This window comes from Bradyrhizobium jicamae, from assembly GCF_001440395.1.
Lineage (GTDB): Bacteria > Pseudomonadota > Alphaproteobacteria > Rhizobiales > Xanthobacteraceae > Bradyrhizobium > Bradyrhizobium jicamae.
Map to the genome: position 1 here is coordinate 16,708 of NZ_LLXZ01000105.1, position 14,860 is coordinate 31,567.

Consider the following 14,860-nt stretch of genomic DNA (forward strand, 5'->3'; position numbering starts at 1 on the left):
ATACCCATTTGAGGCCGAGCAGGAAGGGCGGGAGGAGATGCCGCCTATTCCGAGAGAGACAGGATCAGCCCCTGATCCGGCGACACCCGGCCGTTGAGGGTGTCGAGATAGGCGCGCTGAACGGCTGCAGGCCCACGATGCTCGATCACATCAATCCATTGATCCAGCTTCGGGGCGAAGGTCGACCATGCGGCGCCAAACCGCGTGTCGACGCCGCCTGGTCCCCATTCCTTGGCGCGCTTGCGGATTTGGTCCGGGGCGAAGAAAAACTGGGGCTTGGCGCCCGGCAGGGCCTGCGCCGCGTCATCGGGCGATGATTTGCGATGCGTGAGGCCAATGATGCCGCTGTATTTCATCTGCTCGCCGAAATGCCGATGCAGCGTGGCGCGTAACGGCGTGTTGCCGGCCATGTCGACATAGGCGACCGCGGAACTCGCCGGCAGCGAGCTGACATTGTCATAGGTCACGACCTCGTCGTAGCAGCCGAGCGATTTGACGAAGGCGGTGTTGCCCGCCGAGGTCAGGCCGATCACCTTGATGCCGTTTCTCCTGGCGTGCAGCAGGTGCGCGAGTCCATAAGCGGTCTTGCTGGAAGCCGAGGACAGCATCACGCTTTTCGCGCCATGGAATTCGTTCTCGGCAAGAAAATCGTCGACCAGGAACGACAGCATGAATAGCGGCCGCAGCAGCGCCTGATAGTCGCCCTGCTTGCCAACAAACGCCGGATCGCCGCTGACGCGCCTGTAGGCATTGTAGACCGGCGCCACCCCTTGCCGATGCGCGGCGGCGTCGCGGAGCCCAATCTTGGAGACGTCGGCAGCTTCGATGACGAGATGCGTCGCCATCGGGAAATAGCCGAACAGGGTTTCGCCGGCGGCAATGCCGGGATGTTTCGAGGCGATCACTTCGCCGAAACCCCATACCGGAACGTTGCCGAAGCCTCCGGGCGCCGGAAACAATTGCCAGTATTTCAGGTGGTCGCCGAGCACGGCATAGGTGATGTTGTTGGCAGTGAAGGCAAAGCGCGTCACCCTCACCAGCAGCGCTTCGTCAGGCAGCGCGGCTGCGTCGGGCAGTTGCGTCTCGATCACCTTGCATTGCTGCAGGTCGTTGCGGGCGACGACGAAGTCGATGGCTTGCATGATTTCGCTCCCTGCACTTCACATGCAGCAATCTTTGCGCCTTCCGATGACCGTTTTGCAACAGCAATTACGTTTAAAACGCTGTTCGGATCAGGTACGGGAATGCTCTCCCCGCGTCATTGCGAGGAGCGCGCAGCGACGAAGCAATCCATGTCTCAGCAAGCGGAGAGGTGGATTGCTTCGCTTCGCTCGCAATGACGCGGAGGGTGCAGAGCGTGACCTCTCACCCAATCGCGCGCAGTCTGCCTTCGGTATACAAATCCCGCAGCTTGCGCTTGAAAATCTTGCCGGTGGCTTCGCGCGGCATCGCGTCCATGAACACGACGTCCTTCGGCACCTTGAAGTTGGCCAGCTTGCCGCGCAGAAATTCCTGCACCGCAGCGGAAGACAGCGCTGCATCCACCTCCGGCTCGACGCAAGCGAACAGCCGCTCGCCGAATTCGTCGTCGGGGACACCGAACACTGCGCAGTCGCGCACGCCGTCCATGCCGATCAGCGCGTTTTCGATCTCGGCCGGATAGATGTTGACGCCGCCCGAGATCACCATGTCGCGCTTGCGATCGCACAGGAACAGATAGCCGTCCGCGTCGAGGTAGCCGACGTCGCCGACGCTGACGAGGCCCTCGCGGCCGGCCTCGGCGCGCGCCTCGGCCTTGCCGTGGTAGTCGAAATCCGGAACGGACATCTGCCGCATGAAGATCTCGCCGGGTTCATCGACGCCGCAGGGCGAGCCGTCGGGACGGAAGATCTTGACGATGCCGCCTTCGATGGCGCGGCCGACGGTGCCGGGTTTTGACAGCGCCTCCTTAGCGGAATGCCATACCGGAATGCCGGTTTCGGTCGAACCGAAATATTCGTTGATGACCGGCCCCCACCACTCGATCATGGCGCGCTTGACCTGTGGCGGGCAGGGCGCCGCGCCGTGCACGATGAAGCGCAGCGACGACAGATCGTAGCGGCGTTTGACTTCATCCGGCAGCCGCAGCAGGCGCACGAACATCGTCGGCACCATGTGCTGGTGCGTGATGCGATGACGTTCGATCAGTTGCAGCATGTCCTCGGGATCGAAGCGCGGTTCGAGCACGATGGTGCAGCCGCTGCGGAACGCCAGCATGCCGTAGGAGTTCGGCGCCGAATGGTACATCGGGCCGTTCATGAGGATGATTTGATCCTCGTTCGGCTTGACGCCATAGGCGATGCCGCCGACGCGGGCGGAAGCCGCGACCTGTTCCGGCGCAATCGGCTTGCGGCGCACGCCCTTGGGCAAGCCGGTGGTGCCCGACGTGTAGAACATCGGCGCGCTGCCGATCGGGGCGTCCTGCAGCGGCGCATGCATGTCGCGCCAGCGGTCCCAATCCGTCATGCCGTCGGGAACGTGCGTCAGCGCAGGCGCGACGTTGAACGCTGCAGCGATTTCAGGCGGCGTCGCCACCACCAGGAGCCGCACGTCGGCGGGCAGCCCGTCCCTGATCTGCGGCAGCAGGTCGGCATGGCAGACCAGGATTTTGGCGCCACTGTCGGCGAGGATGTAGGCGACTTCCTCGGCCTTCAGATGCCAGTTGATCGGCACCACCGGGCTGCCCAGTGCTGCCGCCGCGCCGGAGACTTCGAAGAACGCAAAATCGTTGCGCAGCATCATGCCGACGGGTACGCCGCCACCGACGCCGAGCGCCCTGAAGCCCGTCGCCGCCCGTGCGATGCGGGCGTGAATGTCGGGATAGCTGATCTGGCGATCGCCGCCGATGATCATGGCAGATTTCTCCTTACGGTTCCTGATCTTCGATCAGATCGCCGAAGCCAACCCAGCTCTTGCCGTCGAAGCGCTGCATGCGAAGCTGCTGGAACAGCAAATAGTCGTCGGGGCCGGTGGTCACGGTGATTCCGGGCAGTAGCAGCGGCAGCGAGACCTTGTTCAGCGAGGTTGCCTTCTTCAAGACGTTAGCACGGCTCAGGTCGTCGCCGCACGCGCGCAGTACGTGCGCCAGCAACGTCAGGCTGGTGTAGCCGCTGGCGTAGGTAGTGTCGTGCGGATCGGCCGAAGGCATGTACTGCTTCATGAAGGCGAAATATTCCTTCACGTCGGCATCGTCAGCCCATTGCGGATCGTTGATGTTCTTCAGATAGGCCGCGGAGACCAGTCCGGTCGCGTTTTCCAGCCCGGCAGGCGCCAGGATCGTCGCGATCGAGGTCACTGACGTCGGCACCAGGAACAGGTCCGGCTTGAAACCCATCTCGGCGCTGCGGCGGATCATCTGCGAGCCGAACTTGCCGATCGCGACGCCAAAGAACACGTTGGCGCCGGAAGCCTTCAGCGTGGCGAGCTGCGAGTCGATCGTCGGCTGCGTGGCCTCATAGACCGCTTCGGCCACGATCATGCTGGCCGCCTTGTCGCCGAGGCCGCGCTTGAACGCGGAGACATAGTCGCGGCCGAAATCGTCGTTCTGCGACAGGATCGCGATCTTCGCGTCAGGCTTGGTGCGCAGCACGTGCTTGGCATAGATGACGCCTTCGGAATGGTACGAGGCCATCCCGCCCATCGTCCACGGGAAATGTTTCGGATCGGCCCATTTGCTGGCGCCGGTGGTGATGAAGAGTTGCGGCACCTTCTTGCCGTTCAAATAACGGTGGACCGCGCTGTTGGTCGCGGTGCCGAGCGAGCCGAACACCAGCAGCACCTCGTCCTGCTCGACCAGCCGGCGGGTCTGCTCGACGGTCTTGGGTGGCGAATAGGCGTCGTCGAGGCTGTGCAGCTTGAGTTTGCGGCCGCTGATGCCGCCTTCGGCATTCACCTTGTCGAAATAGGCCTGCGCGACCTTGCCGAGACCGGAATAGCTCGACAGCGGGCCGCTGTAGGGCATGGTCTGCCCGATCAGGATCTCGGTGGCGGTGACCCCGTTTTCGGCGCGGGCCATGCCGCCCGTGACCGCCAGAACTCCGGCACAGCACATCGCGATGGCTCTCATCATCTCACTCCCTGTTCTGTTTGGTTGTTTGTTGAACCCGGCGTGGCTTACGCACGCGCGCGCTTGAGGAAGTCGCCGCTGGCGTCCGCGAATTCGGCCTTCAGCCGCTCGACCAGTTCGGCCACCGGCGGCGCGTCCGCGATCTGCCCGATGCCCTGGCCGGAGCCCCAGATGTCGCGCCAGGCCTTGGCCTTGGTGTTGCCGCCGGAGCCGAAATTCATCTTCGACTTGTCGCTTTGAGGCAGGTTGTCAGGATCGAGCCCTGCGGCCACGATCGAGGGCCCGAGATAATTGCCGTGCACGCCGGTGAACAGGTTCGAATAGACGATGTCGTGCGCGGCGTGCTCGACCAGCGCGGCCTTGTAGGCCGGGTCGGCATTGGCTTCTGCGGTCGCGATGAAGCGCGTGCCCATATAGGCCGCATCAGCCCCGAGCGCGAGCGCCGAGGCAATGCCCCAGCCGTCCGAGATCGCGCCCGACAAGAGCACAGTGCCCTTGAACCACTGCTTCACCTCGCGCAGCAGCGCGAACGGCGACAGCGTGCCGGCATGGCCGCCGGCGCCGGCGCAAACCAGGATCAGGCCGTCGACGCCATGTTCGGCGGCTTTCCGCGCGTGCTTGACGTTGATCACGTCGTGGAACACGACGCCGCCATAGGAATGCGCGGCCTGGACGATTTCGATCGGTGGTCGCAGCGAGGTGATGATGATCGGAACCTTGTGCTTCACACAGGTTTCCATATCCTTCATCAGCCGATCGTTGGAGGCGTGGCAGATCTGGTTGACCGCGTAAGGCGCGACCTTCTTCTCCGGATGCAGCGCCTTGTACTCGCCAAGCTCGTTCTCGATGCGGCTCAGCCATTCGCCGAGTTTTTCGACCGGACGTGCGTTCAGCGCCGGAAACGAGCCGACGATGCCGGCCTTGCACTGGGCGATCACGAGTTCGGGGCCCGACACGATGAACAGAGGCGAGCCGACGACCGGCAGTTCGAGCGAGTTCGCAAGCGAAGCGGGCAACGGCATTCGGTCTCTCCCTTGCAACGCCAAGCCGGCGGGGCCGGCACGCGTCGATTGATGTTGATTTGAGGACGCCGGGCCGGGCGGAGCCGCTGGCCGGGGCGCTATTTATTGGGTCCCATTATAGGGCTGGACGGCACGTCCCGGCCGTTCAATATTGAACAGGCAATCAGTCAGGAATGAACAGGGCGCCGAAGAACGAGGAGCTGATGGACTGGGACCTGTGCAAGACCTTCGTCGCCGTGGCGGAGACCCGCAGCTTCGCCGCCGCGGCGCGCCAGTTGCGCTCCAGCCATCCGACGGTCGGCCGCAAGATCGCCGAGCTGGAAGGCCAGCTTGGCATTCCCCTGTTCGCGCGCTCCAACGAAGGCCTTTCGCTGACGGCGCAGGGTCGCAAGTTTCGCGAGCATGTCGAGGCAATGGCGGCGGCGGCGCTGCGTGCGGAAGCCGCGGTGTCGGCGACGGGGGCGCAGGCGCGCGGCGTCGTCAAGCTGTCGATCGGTTCGACGCTTGCCTCGCATTGGCTGATGCCGAAGCTCGGTCCGTTCCTGCGCGCGCACGACCATATCCAGCTCGAGATCATCACCCATCCGTATCCGGCCAGCGTTCGCCGCCGCGAGGCCGACGTGGTCCTGCGCCCCGTCGACAGCGGCGAGGAGAATTTGATCGGCCGCAGGATCGGCCGCCTCGGCACCGGCTTCTACGCCTCGCGCGATTATGCCGCGCTGCGGCGGCTTCCCGAGCGGCGCGACGAATGGAAGGGACACAGTGTCATCGGCTTCGCCGACCGGCTGTCCAACGAGCGCCTGGCGCGCTGGAGCGACGCGATTACAAAGCAGGGCTCGATGGTGATGCGCTGCTCCTCGCAGGGCGACATGCTCGCTGCTGCCCGCGCGGGCTTGGGAATATCGACGCTGTCCTGCTTTGTCGCCGCCGCCTATTCCGACCTCGTTCGCGTCGCCCCGCAGAAACTCGTCAGCGTGGCCGATCTCTGGCTGCTGGCGCATCCCGATCTCGTCGATCTCCCCGCGGTGCGCGCCGTGATCGATTTCGTCACGGTTTCCGCGCGCGAGGATCGGGTGCGGCTGCGGGGGTAGAGGCGGAACGAAACCGATGCGCCGCGCGTGGCAACGAGCGGCCCAATTCTACTTTGCATGGGGTTGTTTTTGAGATTTTGTGTCCAGGCCCCGTCGCGAGACGTGCGGCCTACTTCGCCAGCACGCCCTCGCGCTTTTTCAGCACCCGATAATAGCTCCACCACAGATGCGCCGCGGCGCCGCGCAGGGGGCGCCAGGGCTCCGCCAGCGGGGCCATCTGCTTGGCGGTCGGGCGGGCCTGCAGGCCGAGCCCGACTTTGACCGCTTCCTGTATGGCGATATCGCCGGCCGGCCAGGCATCGCCATGGCCGAGACAGAACAGCAGATAGACGTCGGCGGTCCACGGTCCGATGCCGTGCAGCGCGATCAGCGTATGGTGGGCGGCGTCCGCATCCTCCTCGGCCAGCACCTCGAGGTTCAGCCGTTCGGTGGCGAGTTCGCGCGCGATGTTCTTCAGGGTCTTGATCTTGGCGGCCGAAAGCCCGAGACGGCCGAGGCGGTCGGCCCGGGCCTTGCCGATGGCGTGATGATCGAACGGATCGAATGCCGCCGTCAGCCGCGCCCAGATCGCGCCCGCACTTGCGGTAGACAATTGCTGCCCGCAGACGATCGCCGCCAGCCCGGCGAAGCCCGGCTCGCGCTGCCGCAGCGCCGGCATGCCGGTCAGCTCGAGAATCGGCTTCAGCCGCCCATCCTGCTTGACCAGCGCGTGGACGGCGTCTTCGAGGTCGGACTGGCTGTTGAGGTGAACGGTCATGATGGAATCTTCTTGGTCATGGCCGGGCATGGTAATCTGCCTTGTGCAGACTGCGAATAGCCGTCTGCGGTATCAGGCTGTCGATATCTTTCTGCCTCGGCGGACAGGTCATGGCCCCGCTCTGAGCTGGAAAGATGAGTTTGAGAAGCATCCCAGGCGAAATGGATGGCGAGAAGGTCGCGCTTATCGATGCGCTGCTCGACCGCATCACCGACGAACATGGCGTATTTCTGCCGCTGGCCATTGAGAGCGGAAGCCGCGCATGGGGCTTTTCCTCGCCTGACAGCGACTATGATTGTCGTTTCGTCTTCGTGCGGCGTATTGCAGAGCATGTCACGCCCTGGCCGGCACGGGACGTGATCGAGTTCCCGCCTGAAGATGACCTCGACGCGAACGGCTGGGATCTTGGCAAGGCGCTCCGGCTGCTGCTGAAGGGCAATGCGGTGATTGTGGAGTGGCTGCGGTCGCCCGTGATCTATCGCGGGCAAGCCTGGTTCCGGGACGGCTTCCTGGAGTTCGCGCGGCATGCCGCGACCCGCGAGGCCATTGGTCGCCACTATCTCCATCTTGGTGAACGCCAGAGGCGGGTCTACTTTGGCGATGGGACAAGCGTGGCGCAGAAGAAGATCTTCTACGCCTTGCGCCCGGCGGCGACCCTGCGCTGGCTGCGGATGCGGCCGCGCGAAGCCATCGCACCGATGCACTTTCCCACGCTCATGGAAGAATGCGATCCGCCGGCCGCGTTGGAGAGGGAGGTTGCCGAACTCATGAGCCGCAAGCTGGTCACGCGCGAGCTTGGGGCAGCTCCGCTGCCTCCCGTCGTCGCGAGCTTTCTCGATTCGGAATTCCAATTGGCAAGGGTGTCATTTGAGGGCGGTCGCGCGCGGGCGTCCGAAGAAGTCGTCGCGCAGGCCGAACGGTTCTACCGGGCGGTTGTCGAACGCCTGGAGCGGGAGTGCGACGGCGGTCCGGTTGTGGTGAGACCCGCCTGATGCCGCCACCCGTTTTCCGATTTGCGCCCAGTCCGAACGGCTACCTCCATCTCGGCCACGCTTATTCGGCGCTGCTGAATTTCGATCTGGCGCGCGCGAGTGGCGGCCGGTTCCTGCTGCGGATCGAGGATATCGACGCGACACGGTGCCGGCCGGAATTCGAGGCGGCGATCTACGAGGACCTGGCCTGGCTCGGGATTTCCTGGGAAACGCCGGTGCGGCGGCAATCGGAACATCTTTCGCGCTATCGGGAGGCGGTCGAAATCTTGGCGGGCTTGGGCCTGATCTATCCGAGTTTCGAGAGCCGCGCCGAAATCGCCCGTCTGGTCGTCCAGCGCGAAGCCAGCGCCCCCTGGCCGCGCGATCCCGACGGGGCGCCGCTCTATCCGGGCGAGGCGAAATCGCTGCCGCCGGACGAGCGCAACCGGTTGATCGGGGAGGGCATGCCCTACGCGCTGCGGCTCGACATGCCAAAGGCGCTGGCGCGCACGGAGGAACTGGCCTGGCAGGAAGACGGTGCGGGCCCGGGCGGCGAGAGCGGCGTCGTCGCCGCCCATCCCGAGGCGTGGGGCGACGTTATCCTGGCGCGCAAGGAGACGCCGACGAGCTATCATTTGTCCGTCGTGATCGACGACGCCCTGCAGGGCGTGACGGACGTGGTGCGCGGCCAGGACCTGTTCTGGTCGACCAGCGTGCATCTTCTATTGCAGCAGCTGCTCGGTATTCCGCAACCGGCCTATCGGCATCATCGGCTGGTTGCCGATTCGTCGGGGCAAAAGCTGTCGAAATCGACCGCGGCCACCGGCTTGCGCGAATTGCGGGGGCAGGGCGCCTCGCCGGCCGAGATCAGGCGCATTGTCGGATTGTCGGAATAGTCCGTACTTCTACTGGGGGTTGCTGCAAAGGTCTCCGTGACTTTGCCCTCGTTCGCGTGCCATGCTGGCCGCGGCAGAGGAAGGGGGATCATGGCGGCAAAGCGGCGCTCACCAGGCACCACGAGAACGGTCAAGAAGCGGCGCGCGAAGAAAAAACGCGTATCCAGCGCCGCGGCAAACATGCGCGGTGCGCGCAAGTCTGCCGTCGCGGCCTCCAGCATGGTCGAGACTGCGCTTGCCGCCTTCGCGCATGAGGTCCGCACGCCGCTCACGGGCATTCTGGCGATCAGCAATCTCCTGGCGACCTCTGAACTCGACGAGCGCGAACGGCGCTGGGTCGACACCATCAAGGCGGGCGCCGAACATCTGGCGAGCCTGGCGACCCTGTTCGTCGACGCCGCGCGCAGCGGTGGTCCCGGGCTCAAGGTCCGGCAGGACTTCTTCGACCTGCGCACGCTCGCCCGCAACGCCGGCGATTCGCTGACCGGGCGCGCGGCGGCGAAGGGCCTGCAGTCGTCGGTGGTCCTCTCCGAAAAACTTCCGGCATTTGCCGTCGGCGATGCCGTCCGCCTGCGCGCTGCGGTGGAAAACCTGATCGACAATGCGGTGAAATTCACCGAACAGGGCAGCGTCGCGCTCCAGGTCACGCCCGTGCGCGCCCCAAAAGGCCGGGTCGCGGTCTCGTTCGCTGTCTCTGACAGCGGGATCGGCCTCACGCTCGGCGAAATCAAGCGCCTGTTCCGGCCGTTTTCGCAGGCCAATGTTTCCATCGCGTCGCGTTTCGGCGGCGCCGGCCTCGGCCTGTCGTCGGTCAAGCAACTGGCGCGCGCCATGGGTGGGGACGTCACGGTGACGCCACGGCGCGGCGGCGGCACCACTTTCACCCTCAATGTGGTGATGTCATCCGCAGGCGACGCCATGACGGCGGCGTCCGGCGCCAACGGCGAGGCATCGATCGATTCGCCGCGGCCGCTGCGCCTGCTCAGCGTCGAAGACAATCCGTTCGGCCGCGTCGTGCTCAATTCGATCCTGACCGAACTCGGTCACCAGGCCGAGTTCATCGGCCAGGGCGAGGCGGCGCCCGACCGGCTCGCGCAAGGCGCATTCGATGCGGTGCTGATGGACATGGTTCTGCCGGGGATCGACGGCGTCGAGGCCATCCGGCGCATTCGTGCGCTCTCCGCGCCGCTCGGGCGCATTCCGATCATCGGCATATCCGGCCGCGGCGAGGACGAGGCGGCGTCGCGCGCCGCCGGCGCCGACATCTTCCTGGTCAAGCCTGTGTCTCCGCGCGCTTTGGCGACTGCGCTGCATGAAGCGACAGCCCCTTCGGCAATTGCGACTTCATGATCGCCGCGTTCAGTTCGCCGCCAAAGACGAAAATCGCCGAAATGAAATACAGAAACACCAGCGCGATGATGACCGAGGCGAGCCCCGCATACATCGTCACGTAGTTGCTGGCGAACCGCGCCAGATACTGGCCGAACACGATCCCCGAGATCAGCGAGGCCACCATCGTGAACACGATGCCGGGAAGGATCTGCAGAAACCTTCGCCGGCCGCAGGGCAGCCAGGCATGCAGCACGAACAGCGCCACTATCATCGCCGTGATGGTGATGCCGTAGCGGGCGAAAAACAGGATTCTTTCGTTGCTCTCGATGAAGAACGGAATGTGGCGGCGCGCCGTCTCCAGGATCAGCGGACCGAGCACGATCAGGAACGCCATCAACAGCGACGTGATGGCGGCGAGCAGCGTATAGCCGATCGATTCCAGCCGCAGCCAGTACCAGGCCCGCGGCTCGACCACCGAATAGGCGCGGTTCAATGCAACCCGCAGGGCCTCGACGCCGTTGGAGGCGAAATAGACCGCCAGCACCGCGCCGACGGTCAGGATGTCGCCGCGCGCGGTGGTCAGCACGTCGTGGATTTCGCCCGACAGCGCGTCCGCGACCTGCTGCGGCCAGGTCTGCAGCAACAGGCCGATCGCGCCGTCCGCAAGTTCCTTGGAGCCGAAAAAGCCGGCCAGCGACGTCAGCACGATCAGGAACGGAAACAGCGCCATCAATATCGACAGCGCGATATGGCTCGCGATCGCCCAGCCGTCATCGGCGAGGAACGTGTAAAACGCCTCCATCACGACGAGGTAGACGTAGCGAATGAACCTCACATCTCACCTCGATCAGGATGCGACGACGCGGTCCCAAAACTTGGGCTAACATCTGATATTACTGGACTAAAGGCCAGACCGTCGAGCGGCTGTAGGAGGGTTGTCAACGTGTGGAAGTCGGCGGTTCGCGGTGTTATGTAGCGCCAATGACATCCTTTCTGAGTTCGATCGTTCTTCCCATCGCGGTTGCGGCCGTGGCTATCGTGCTGGTGCTCGGCCTCATCAACATGATGCGGGGCGGCCCGCCGAGCCGTTCGCAGCATCTGATGCGGCTTCGTGTGTTGCTGCAGTTCGTTGCCATCGTCATCACCATGGTCGTGGTCTGGGCGATAGGCAGATAAAGGCGAGATAAGGGAGACAGGCCGATGGTCGTGCTCAACCGCATCTATACCAAGACCGGCGACGACGGCACCACTGCGCTCGGCAGCGGCGAACGCCGCCAGAAATACGATCTGCGCATCAGTGCCTACGGCACCGTGGACGAAACCAACGCGGCCATCGGCGTGGTACGGCTGCATCTCGGCGATTTCAGCGAGCTTGATGCGATGCTGGGCCGGATCCAGAACGACCTGTTCGATCTCGGGGCCGACCTCGCGGTGCCCCAGCGCGAGGGCAAGGCCGAGCGCTTGAGGATGCTGGCGAGCCAGGTCGAACGGCTCGAGCGCGATATCGATGGGCTCAACGAGCATCTCGCGCCGCTGACCTCGTTCGTGCTGCCCGGCGGCACCCCCGCTGCCGCATACCTGCATCTCGCCCGCACCATATGCCGCAGAGCGGAACGGATCATGGTGGAACTCGCCGCCAACCCCGAGGAGCCGGTCAGCGCGGCCGCCATTCAGTATATGAACCGACTGTCGGATTTTCTGTTCGTCGCCAGCCGTGCCATGAACGATAATGGGGCCGGAGACGTGTTGTGGGTGCCGGGTCAGAACCGTTAAGGTAGGCCTGATCCGGGGCCGATTTTTGCCTTTCGCGCGTTGACCGCCGATAGCGGGACCTTTAGGTTCCGCGCCGAAGCCGATAGCTAGCTAATAGCAAGCCAGTAAACCCCAGAATTGAAGCGAAAGAGGATCGATGAAGGTTCTTGTGCCGGTAAAGCGGGTAGTCGATTACAACGTCAAGGTCCGCGTCAAGAGCGACGGAACGGGCGTGGAACTGGCCAACGTCAAGATGTCGATGAATCCGTTCGACGAAATTGCCGTCGAGGAAGCGTTGCGGCTGAAGGAAGCCGGCAAGGCGACCGAAGTGGTCGTGGTGTCGATCGGCCCGGTGCAGGCTTCGGAGACCATCCGGACCGGCCTTGCGATGGGCGCCGACCGCGGCATTCTGGTCAAGGCCGAAGGCAACGTCGAGCCGCTCGCGGTCGCGAAGATTCTCAAGGCGGTCGCCGACGCGGAGAAGCCCGGCCTCATCATTCTCGGCAAGCAGGCGATCGACGACGACAGCAACCAGACCGGCCAGATGTTGGCCGCGCTGCTTGGCTGGTCGCAGGCGACCTTTGCCTCCAAGCTCGAAGTCGAAGGCAGCGACTTCAAGGTCACGCGCGAAGTCGATGGCGGCCTGCAGACCGTGCAGTTGAAGGGGCCGGCGATCGTCACCACCGACCTTCGCCTGAACGAGCCGCGCTATGCGTCGCTGCCCAACATCATGAAGGCGAAGAAGAAGCCGATCGACGACAAGAACGCGTCCGATTACGGCGTCGATCTCACGCCGCATCTCGAAGTGCTCAAGACGGCGGAACCGCCCGGCCGCAAGGGAGGCGTCAAGGTCAAGGACGTCGCTGAGCTCGTATCCAAACTCAAGACCGAAGCCGGGGTTCTCTGATGACGACGCTGCTGATTGCCGAACACGACAATGCATCGATCAAGGACGCCACCAACAAGACGCTGACGGCAGCCGCCGCGCTCGGTGCCGACGTGCATGTGCTGGTTGCCGGCGAGAACGCCAAGGGCGCGGCCGATGCCGCCTCCAAGCTTGCCGGCGTCAAGAAGGTGCTGCTGGCGGACAACGCCGCCTACGCCCATGACCTGGCCGAGCCGCTGGCCGCGCTGATCGTATCGCTGGCGCCGTCCTACGACGCCTTCGTCGCGCCCGCGACCTCGCGCTTCAAGAACGTGATGCCGCGCGTGGCCGCACTGCTCGACGTGATGCAGGTGTCTGAAATCATCAAGGTGGTTTCGCCTGACACCTTCGAGCGGCCGATCTATGCCGGCAACGCGATCCAGACGGTGAAGTCCAAGGACGCCAAGAAGGTCATCACGGTGCGTACCTCGACCTTCGCCGCGGCCGGTGACGGTGGCAGCGCGCCGGTCGAGAGCGCCGCAGCCGCGGCCGATCCGGGCCTTTCCAGTTTCGTCGGCGAGGAGGTCGCCAAGAGCGATCGTCCGGAGCTGACCTCGGCCAAGATCATCGTGTCGGGCGGCCGGGCCATGCAGAGCCGCGAGAACTTTGCCAAATATATCGAGCCGCTCGCCGACAAGCTCGGCGCCGGCGTCGGCGCCTCGCGCGCCGCGGTCGATGCCGGCTACGCGCCGAACGACTGGCAGGTCGGCCAGACCGGCAAGGTGGTCGCCCCGGAACTCTATGTCGCGATCGGCATTTCCGGCGCGATCCAGCATCTCGCCGGCATGAAGGATTCCAAGGTGATCGTTGCGATCAACAAGGATGAAGACGCGCCGATCTTCCAGGTTGCCGATTACGGCCTGGTCGCGGACCTCTATCAGGCGGTTCCTGAGCTGACCGAGGCGCTCGGCAAGCTCGGGAAGTAAAAATAAGGCCAAACATCGGCCGGACGCGCAACGTCCGGCCGATCATTTACCTTAAGCGGTTGCGGGCGAAGTGGATTAAGCTTCGCGTGACGAATACGTGCCAATGGTGGGACTGAAACCTCGCGCCTGATGATATCGTAACTGAGGTTTGGAGATGAACAGGCGCGATGTGCGCGCCGTTCCGGTGGATGACAAGATGGCGGTGACAATCAAGAAGGTCGGCGTGATCGGTTCGGGCCAGATGGGCAACGGTATCGCACATGTGGCGGCGCTCGCCGGCTACGACGTGGTGCTCAACGACGTCTCCGACGAACGGCTTAAATCGGCGATGGCGACGATCAACGGCCATTTGTCGCGCCAGGTCGCCAAGCTGACCATCACCGAGGATGCGCGCAAAAAGGCGCTGGACCGGATCACCTCCGCCGGCACGCTCGACGGGCTTTCGGATTGCGACCTCGTGATCGAGACTGCGGTCGAAAAGGAAGAGGTCAAGCGCAAGATATTCCATGAGCTCTGCGCGGTGCTGAAGCCGGAGGCGATCGTCGCCACCAACTCGTCGTCGATCTCGATCACCCGGCTCGCCGCGTCGACCGACCGTCCCGAGCGCTTCATCGGCATTCACTTCATGAATCCGGTGCCGCAGATGGAGCTGGTCGAACTGATCCGCGGCATTGCCACCGATGACAACACCTTCGACACCGCCAAGGAATTTGTCGGCAAGCTCGGCAAGCAGGTCGCGGTTTCAGAGGATTTCCCGGCCTTCATCGTCAACCGCATCCTGCTGCCGATGATCAACGAGGCGATCTACACGCTCTATGAGGGCGTCGGAAACGTCGAGGCGATCGATGCTGCCATGAAGCTCGGTGCGCACCACCCGATGGGCCCGCTGGAATTGGCCGATTTCATCGGCCTCGATACCTGTTTGTCGATCATGCAGGTGCTACACGAAGGGCTGGCGGATTCGAAGTACCGGCCGTGCCCGCTGCTGGTGAAATATGTCGAGGCCGGTTGGTTGGGGCGCAAAACCCAGCGCGGCTTCTACGACTACCGCGGCGACAAGCCGGTTCCGACGCGCTAGAGCAA

Annotated in this window: 15 protein-coding genes; 9 read left to right on the top strand and 6 right to left on the bottom strand. The window is 64.2% G+C overall.

All coding sequences use genetic code 11. From position 1 onward, the window contains the following. Nucleotides 1-44 precede the first annotated feature (44 nt). The 4 genes from CQ12_RS17330 to CQ12_RS17345 all read right to left on the bottom strand — a co-directional run bounded on the left by CQ12_RS17330 (nucleotide 45) and on the right by CQ12_RS17345 (nucleotide 5,127). Nucleotides 45-1,142, bottom strand: a complete 1,098-nt coding sequence (locus CQ12_RS17330) for a DUF2855 family protein (protein WP_057836519.1) — start codon at nucleotides 1,140-1,142, stop codon at nucleotides 45-47. 223 nt (nucleotides 1,143-1,365) lie between these two features. Beyond that, nucleotides 1,366-2,892 (bottom strand): acyl-CoA synthetase, encoded by a 1,527-nt coding sequence (locus tag CQ12_RS17335; protein ID WP_057836520.1) that lies wholly within the window; start codon nucleotides 2,890-2,892, stop codon nucleotides 1,366-1,368. A 13-nt stretch (nucleotides 2,893-2,905) separates the two neighbouring features. After that, entirely contained in the window at nucleotides 2,906-4,108 is a 1,203-nt protein-coding gene (locus tag CQ12_RS17340; protein ID WP_430642229.1) for an ABC transporter substrate-binding protein, read from the bottom strand. 44 nt (nucleotides 4,109-4,152) lie between these two features. After that, nucleotides 4,153-5,127, bottom strand: a complete 975-nt coding sequence (locus CQ12_RS17345; RefSeq protein ID WP_057836521.1) for an NAD(P)H-dependent flavin oxidoreductase — start codon at nucleotides 5,125-5,127, stop codon at nucleotides 4,153-4,155. A gap of 203 nt (nucleotides 5,128-5,330) precedes the next feature. On the opposite strand from CQ12_RS17345, the gene CQ12_RS17350 reads away from it, so the two are divergent. Then, a complete protein-coding gene (locus CQ12_RS17350) occupies nucleotides 5,331-6,218 on the top strand; it encodes a LysR family transcriptional regulator (protein ID WP_057836562.1) in 888 nt (295 codons plus the stop codon). Between the two features lie 109 nt (nucleotides 6,219-6,327). Here the strand turns inward: CQ12_RS17350 and CQ12_RS17355 are convergent, their stop codons facing one another. Next, on the bottom strand, nucleotides 6,328-6,975 hold the full coding sequence (locus CQ12_RS17355; protein WP_057836563.1) for a DNA-3-methyladenine glycosylase family protein: 648 nt from the start codon (nucleotides 6,973-6,975) through the stop codon (nucleotides 6,328-6,330). A gap of 134 nt (nucleotides 6,976-7,109) precedes the next feature. On the opposite strand from CQ12_RS17355, the gene CQ12_RS17360 reads away from it, so the two are divergent. The 3 genes from CQ12_RS17360 to CQ12_RS17370 all read left to right on the top strand — a co-directional run bounded on the left by CQ12_RS17360 (nucleotide 7,110) and on the right by CQ12_RS17370 (nucleotide 10,192). Beyond that, nucleotides 7,110-7,967, top strand: coding sequence for a nucleotidyltransferase domain-containing protein (locus CQ12_RS17360; RefSeq protein WP_157088271.1), 858 nt, complete (start codon nucleotides 7,110-7,112; stop codon nucleotides 7,965-7,967). Next, nucleotides 7,967-8,842: a tRNA glutamyl-Q(34) synthetase GluQRS gene (gluQRS, locus tag CQ12_RS17365; RefSeq protein WP_057836523.1), complete on the top strand. Its 876-nt coding sequence runs from the start codon at nucleotides 7,967-7,969 to the stop codon at nucleotides 8,840-8,842. Before CQ12_RS17360 ends, gluQRS begins: the two co-directional genes overlap by 1 nt. 90 nt (nucleotides 8,843-8,932) lie before the next feature. Beyond that, a complete protein-coding gene (locus CQ12_RS17370) occupies nucleotides 8,933-10,192 on the top strand; it encodes an ATP-binding protein (protein WP_057836524.1) in 1,260 nt (419 codons plus the stop codon). On the opposite strand, the gene CQ12_RS17375 is transcribed toward CQ12_RS17370, so the two are convergent. Next, entirely contained in the window at nucleotides 10,116-10,976 is an 861-nt protein-coding gene (locus CQ12_RS17375; RefSeq protein WP_430642234.1) for a YihY/virulence factor BrkB family protein, read from the bottom strand. The two genes, CQ12_RS17370 and CQ12_RS17375, sit on opposite strands and share 77 nt — an antisense overlap. A 179-nt stretch (nucleotides 10,977-11,155) precedes the next feature. Between CQ12_RS17375 and CQ12_RS17380 the strand changes: the two genes are divergently transcribed. The 5 genes from CQ12_RS17380 (at nucleotide 11,156) to CQ12_RS17400 (ending at nucleotide 14,855) form a co-directional block, all read left to right on the top strand. Beyond that, nucleotides 11,156-11,350 (top strand): twin transmembrane helix small protein, encoded by a 195-nt coding sequence (locus CQ12_RS17380; RefSeq protein WP_057836526.1) that lies wholly within the window; start codon nucleotides 11,156-11,158, stop codon nucleotides 11,348-11,350. Between the two features lie 24 nt (nucleotides 11,351-11,374). After that, on the top strand, nucleotides 11,375-11,947 hold the full coding sequence (locus CQ12_RS17385) for a cob(I)yrinic acid a,c-diamide adenosyltransferase (protein WP_057836527.1): 573 nt from the start codon (nucleotides 11,375-11,377) through the stop codon (nucleotides 11,945-11,947). Nucleotides 11,948-12,083: 136 nt separating this feature from the next. Next, the gene (locus CQ12_RS17390; RefSeq protein ID WP_057836528.1) at nucleotides 12,084-12,833 is read left to right on the top strand and encodes an electron transfer flavoprotein subunit beta/FixA family protein; all 750 of its coding nucleotides are present in this window, start codon (nucleotides 12,084-12,086) and stop codon (nucleotides 12,831-12,833) included. Continuing rightward, nucleotides 12,833-13,777: an electron transfer flavoprotein subunit alpha/FixB family protein gene (locus CQ12_RS17395; RefSeq protein WP_057836529.1), complete on the top strand. Its 945-nt coding sequence runs from the start codon at nucleotides 12,833-12,835 to the stop codon at nucleotides 13,775-13,777. Before CQ12_RS17390 ends, CQ12_RS17395 begins: the two co-directional genes overlap by 1 nt. 196 nt (nucleotides 13,778-13,973) lie before the next feature. Further along, the gene (locus CQ12_RS17400) at nucleotides 13,974-14,855 is read left to right on the top strand and encodes a 3-hydroxybutyryl-CoA dehydrogenase (protein ID WP_057836564.1); all 882 of its coding nucleotides are present in this window, start codon (nucleotides 13,974-13,976) and stop codon (nucleotides 14,853-14,855) included. Nucleotides 14,856-14,860: the final 5 nt, after the last annotated feature.

Bases quoted from the DNA above. Each gene is read 5' to 3' on its own strand.
- CQ12_RS17350 (WP_057836562.1), top strand. From the start codon at position 5,331: ATGGACTGGGACCTGTGCAAGACCTTCGTCGCCGTGGCGGAGACCCGC.
- CQ12_RS17375 (WP_430642234.1), bottom strand. From the start codon at position 10,976: ATGGAGGCGTTTTACACGTTCCTCGCCGATGACGGCTGGGCGATCGCG.
- CQ12_RS17340 (WP_430642229.1), bottom strand. From the start codon at position 4,108: ATGATGAGAGCCATCGCGATGTGCTGTGCCGGAGTTCTGGCGGTCACG.
- CQ12_RS17360 (WP_157088271.1), top strand. From the start codon at position 7,110: ATGAGTTTGAGAAGCATCCCAGGCGAAATGGATGGCGAGAAGGTCGCG.
- CQ12_RS17385 (WP_057836527.1), top strand. From the start codon at position 11,375: ATGGTCGTGCTCAACCGCATCTATACCAAGACCGGCGACGACGGCACC.
- CQ12_RS17335 (WP_057836520.1), bottom strand. From the start codon at position 2,892: ATGATCATCGGCGGCGATCGCCAGATCAGCTATCCCGACATTCACGCC.
- CQ12_RS17400 (WP_057836564.1), top strand. From the start codon at position 13,974: ATGGCGGTGACAATCAAGAAGGTCGGCGTGATCGGTTCGGGCCAGATG.
- CQ12_RS17345 (WP_057836521.1), bottom strand. From the start codon at position 5,127: ATGCCGTTGCCCGCTTCGCTTGCGAACTCGCTCGAACTGCCGGTCGTC.
- gluQRS (WP_057836523.1), top strand. From the start codon at position 7,967: ATGCCGCCACCCGTTTTCCGATTTGCGCCCAGTCCGAACGGCTACCTC.
- CQ12_RS17395 (WP_057836529.1), top strand. From the start codon at position 12,833: ATGACGACGCTGCTGATTGCCGAACACGACAATGCATCGATCAAGGAC.
- CQ12_RS17355 (WP_057836563.1), bottom strand. From the start codon at position 6,975: ATGACCGTTCACCTCAACAGCCAGTCCGACCTCGAAGACGCCGTCCAC.
- CQ12_RS17390 (WP_057836528.1), top strand. From the start codon at position 12,084: ATGAAGGTTCTTGTGCCGGTAAAGCGGGTAGTCGATTACAACGTCAAG.
- CQ12_RS17380 (WP_057836526.1), top strand. From the start codon at position 11,156: ATGACATCCTTTCTGAGTTCGATCGTTCTTCCCATCGCGGTTGCGGCC.
- CQ12_RS17370 (WP_057836524.1), top strand. From the start codon at position 8,933: ATGGCGGCAAAGCGGCGCTCACCAGGCACCACGAGAACGGTCAAGAAG.
- CQ12_RS17330 (WP_057836519.1), bottom strand. From the start codon at position 1,142: ATGCAAGCCATCGACTTCGTCGTCGCCCGCAACGACCTGCAGCAATGC.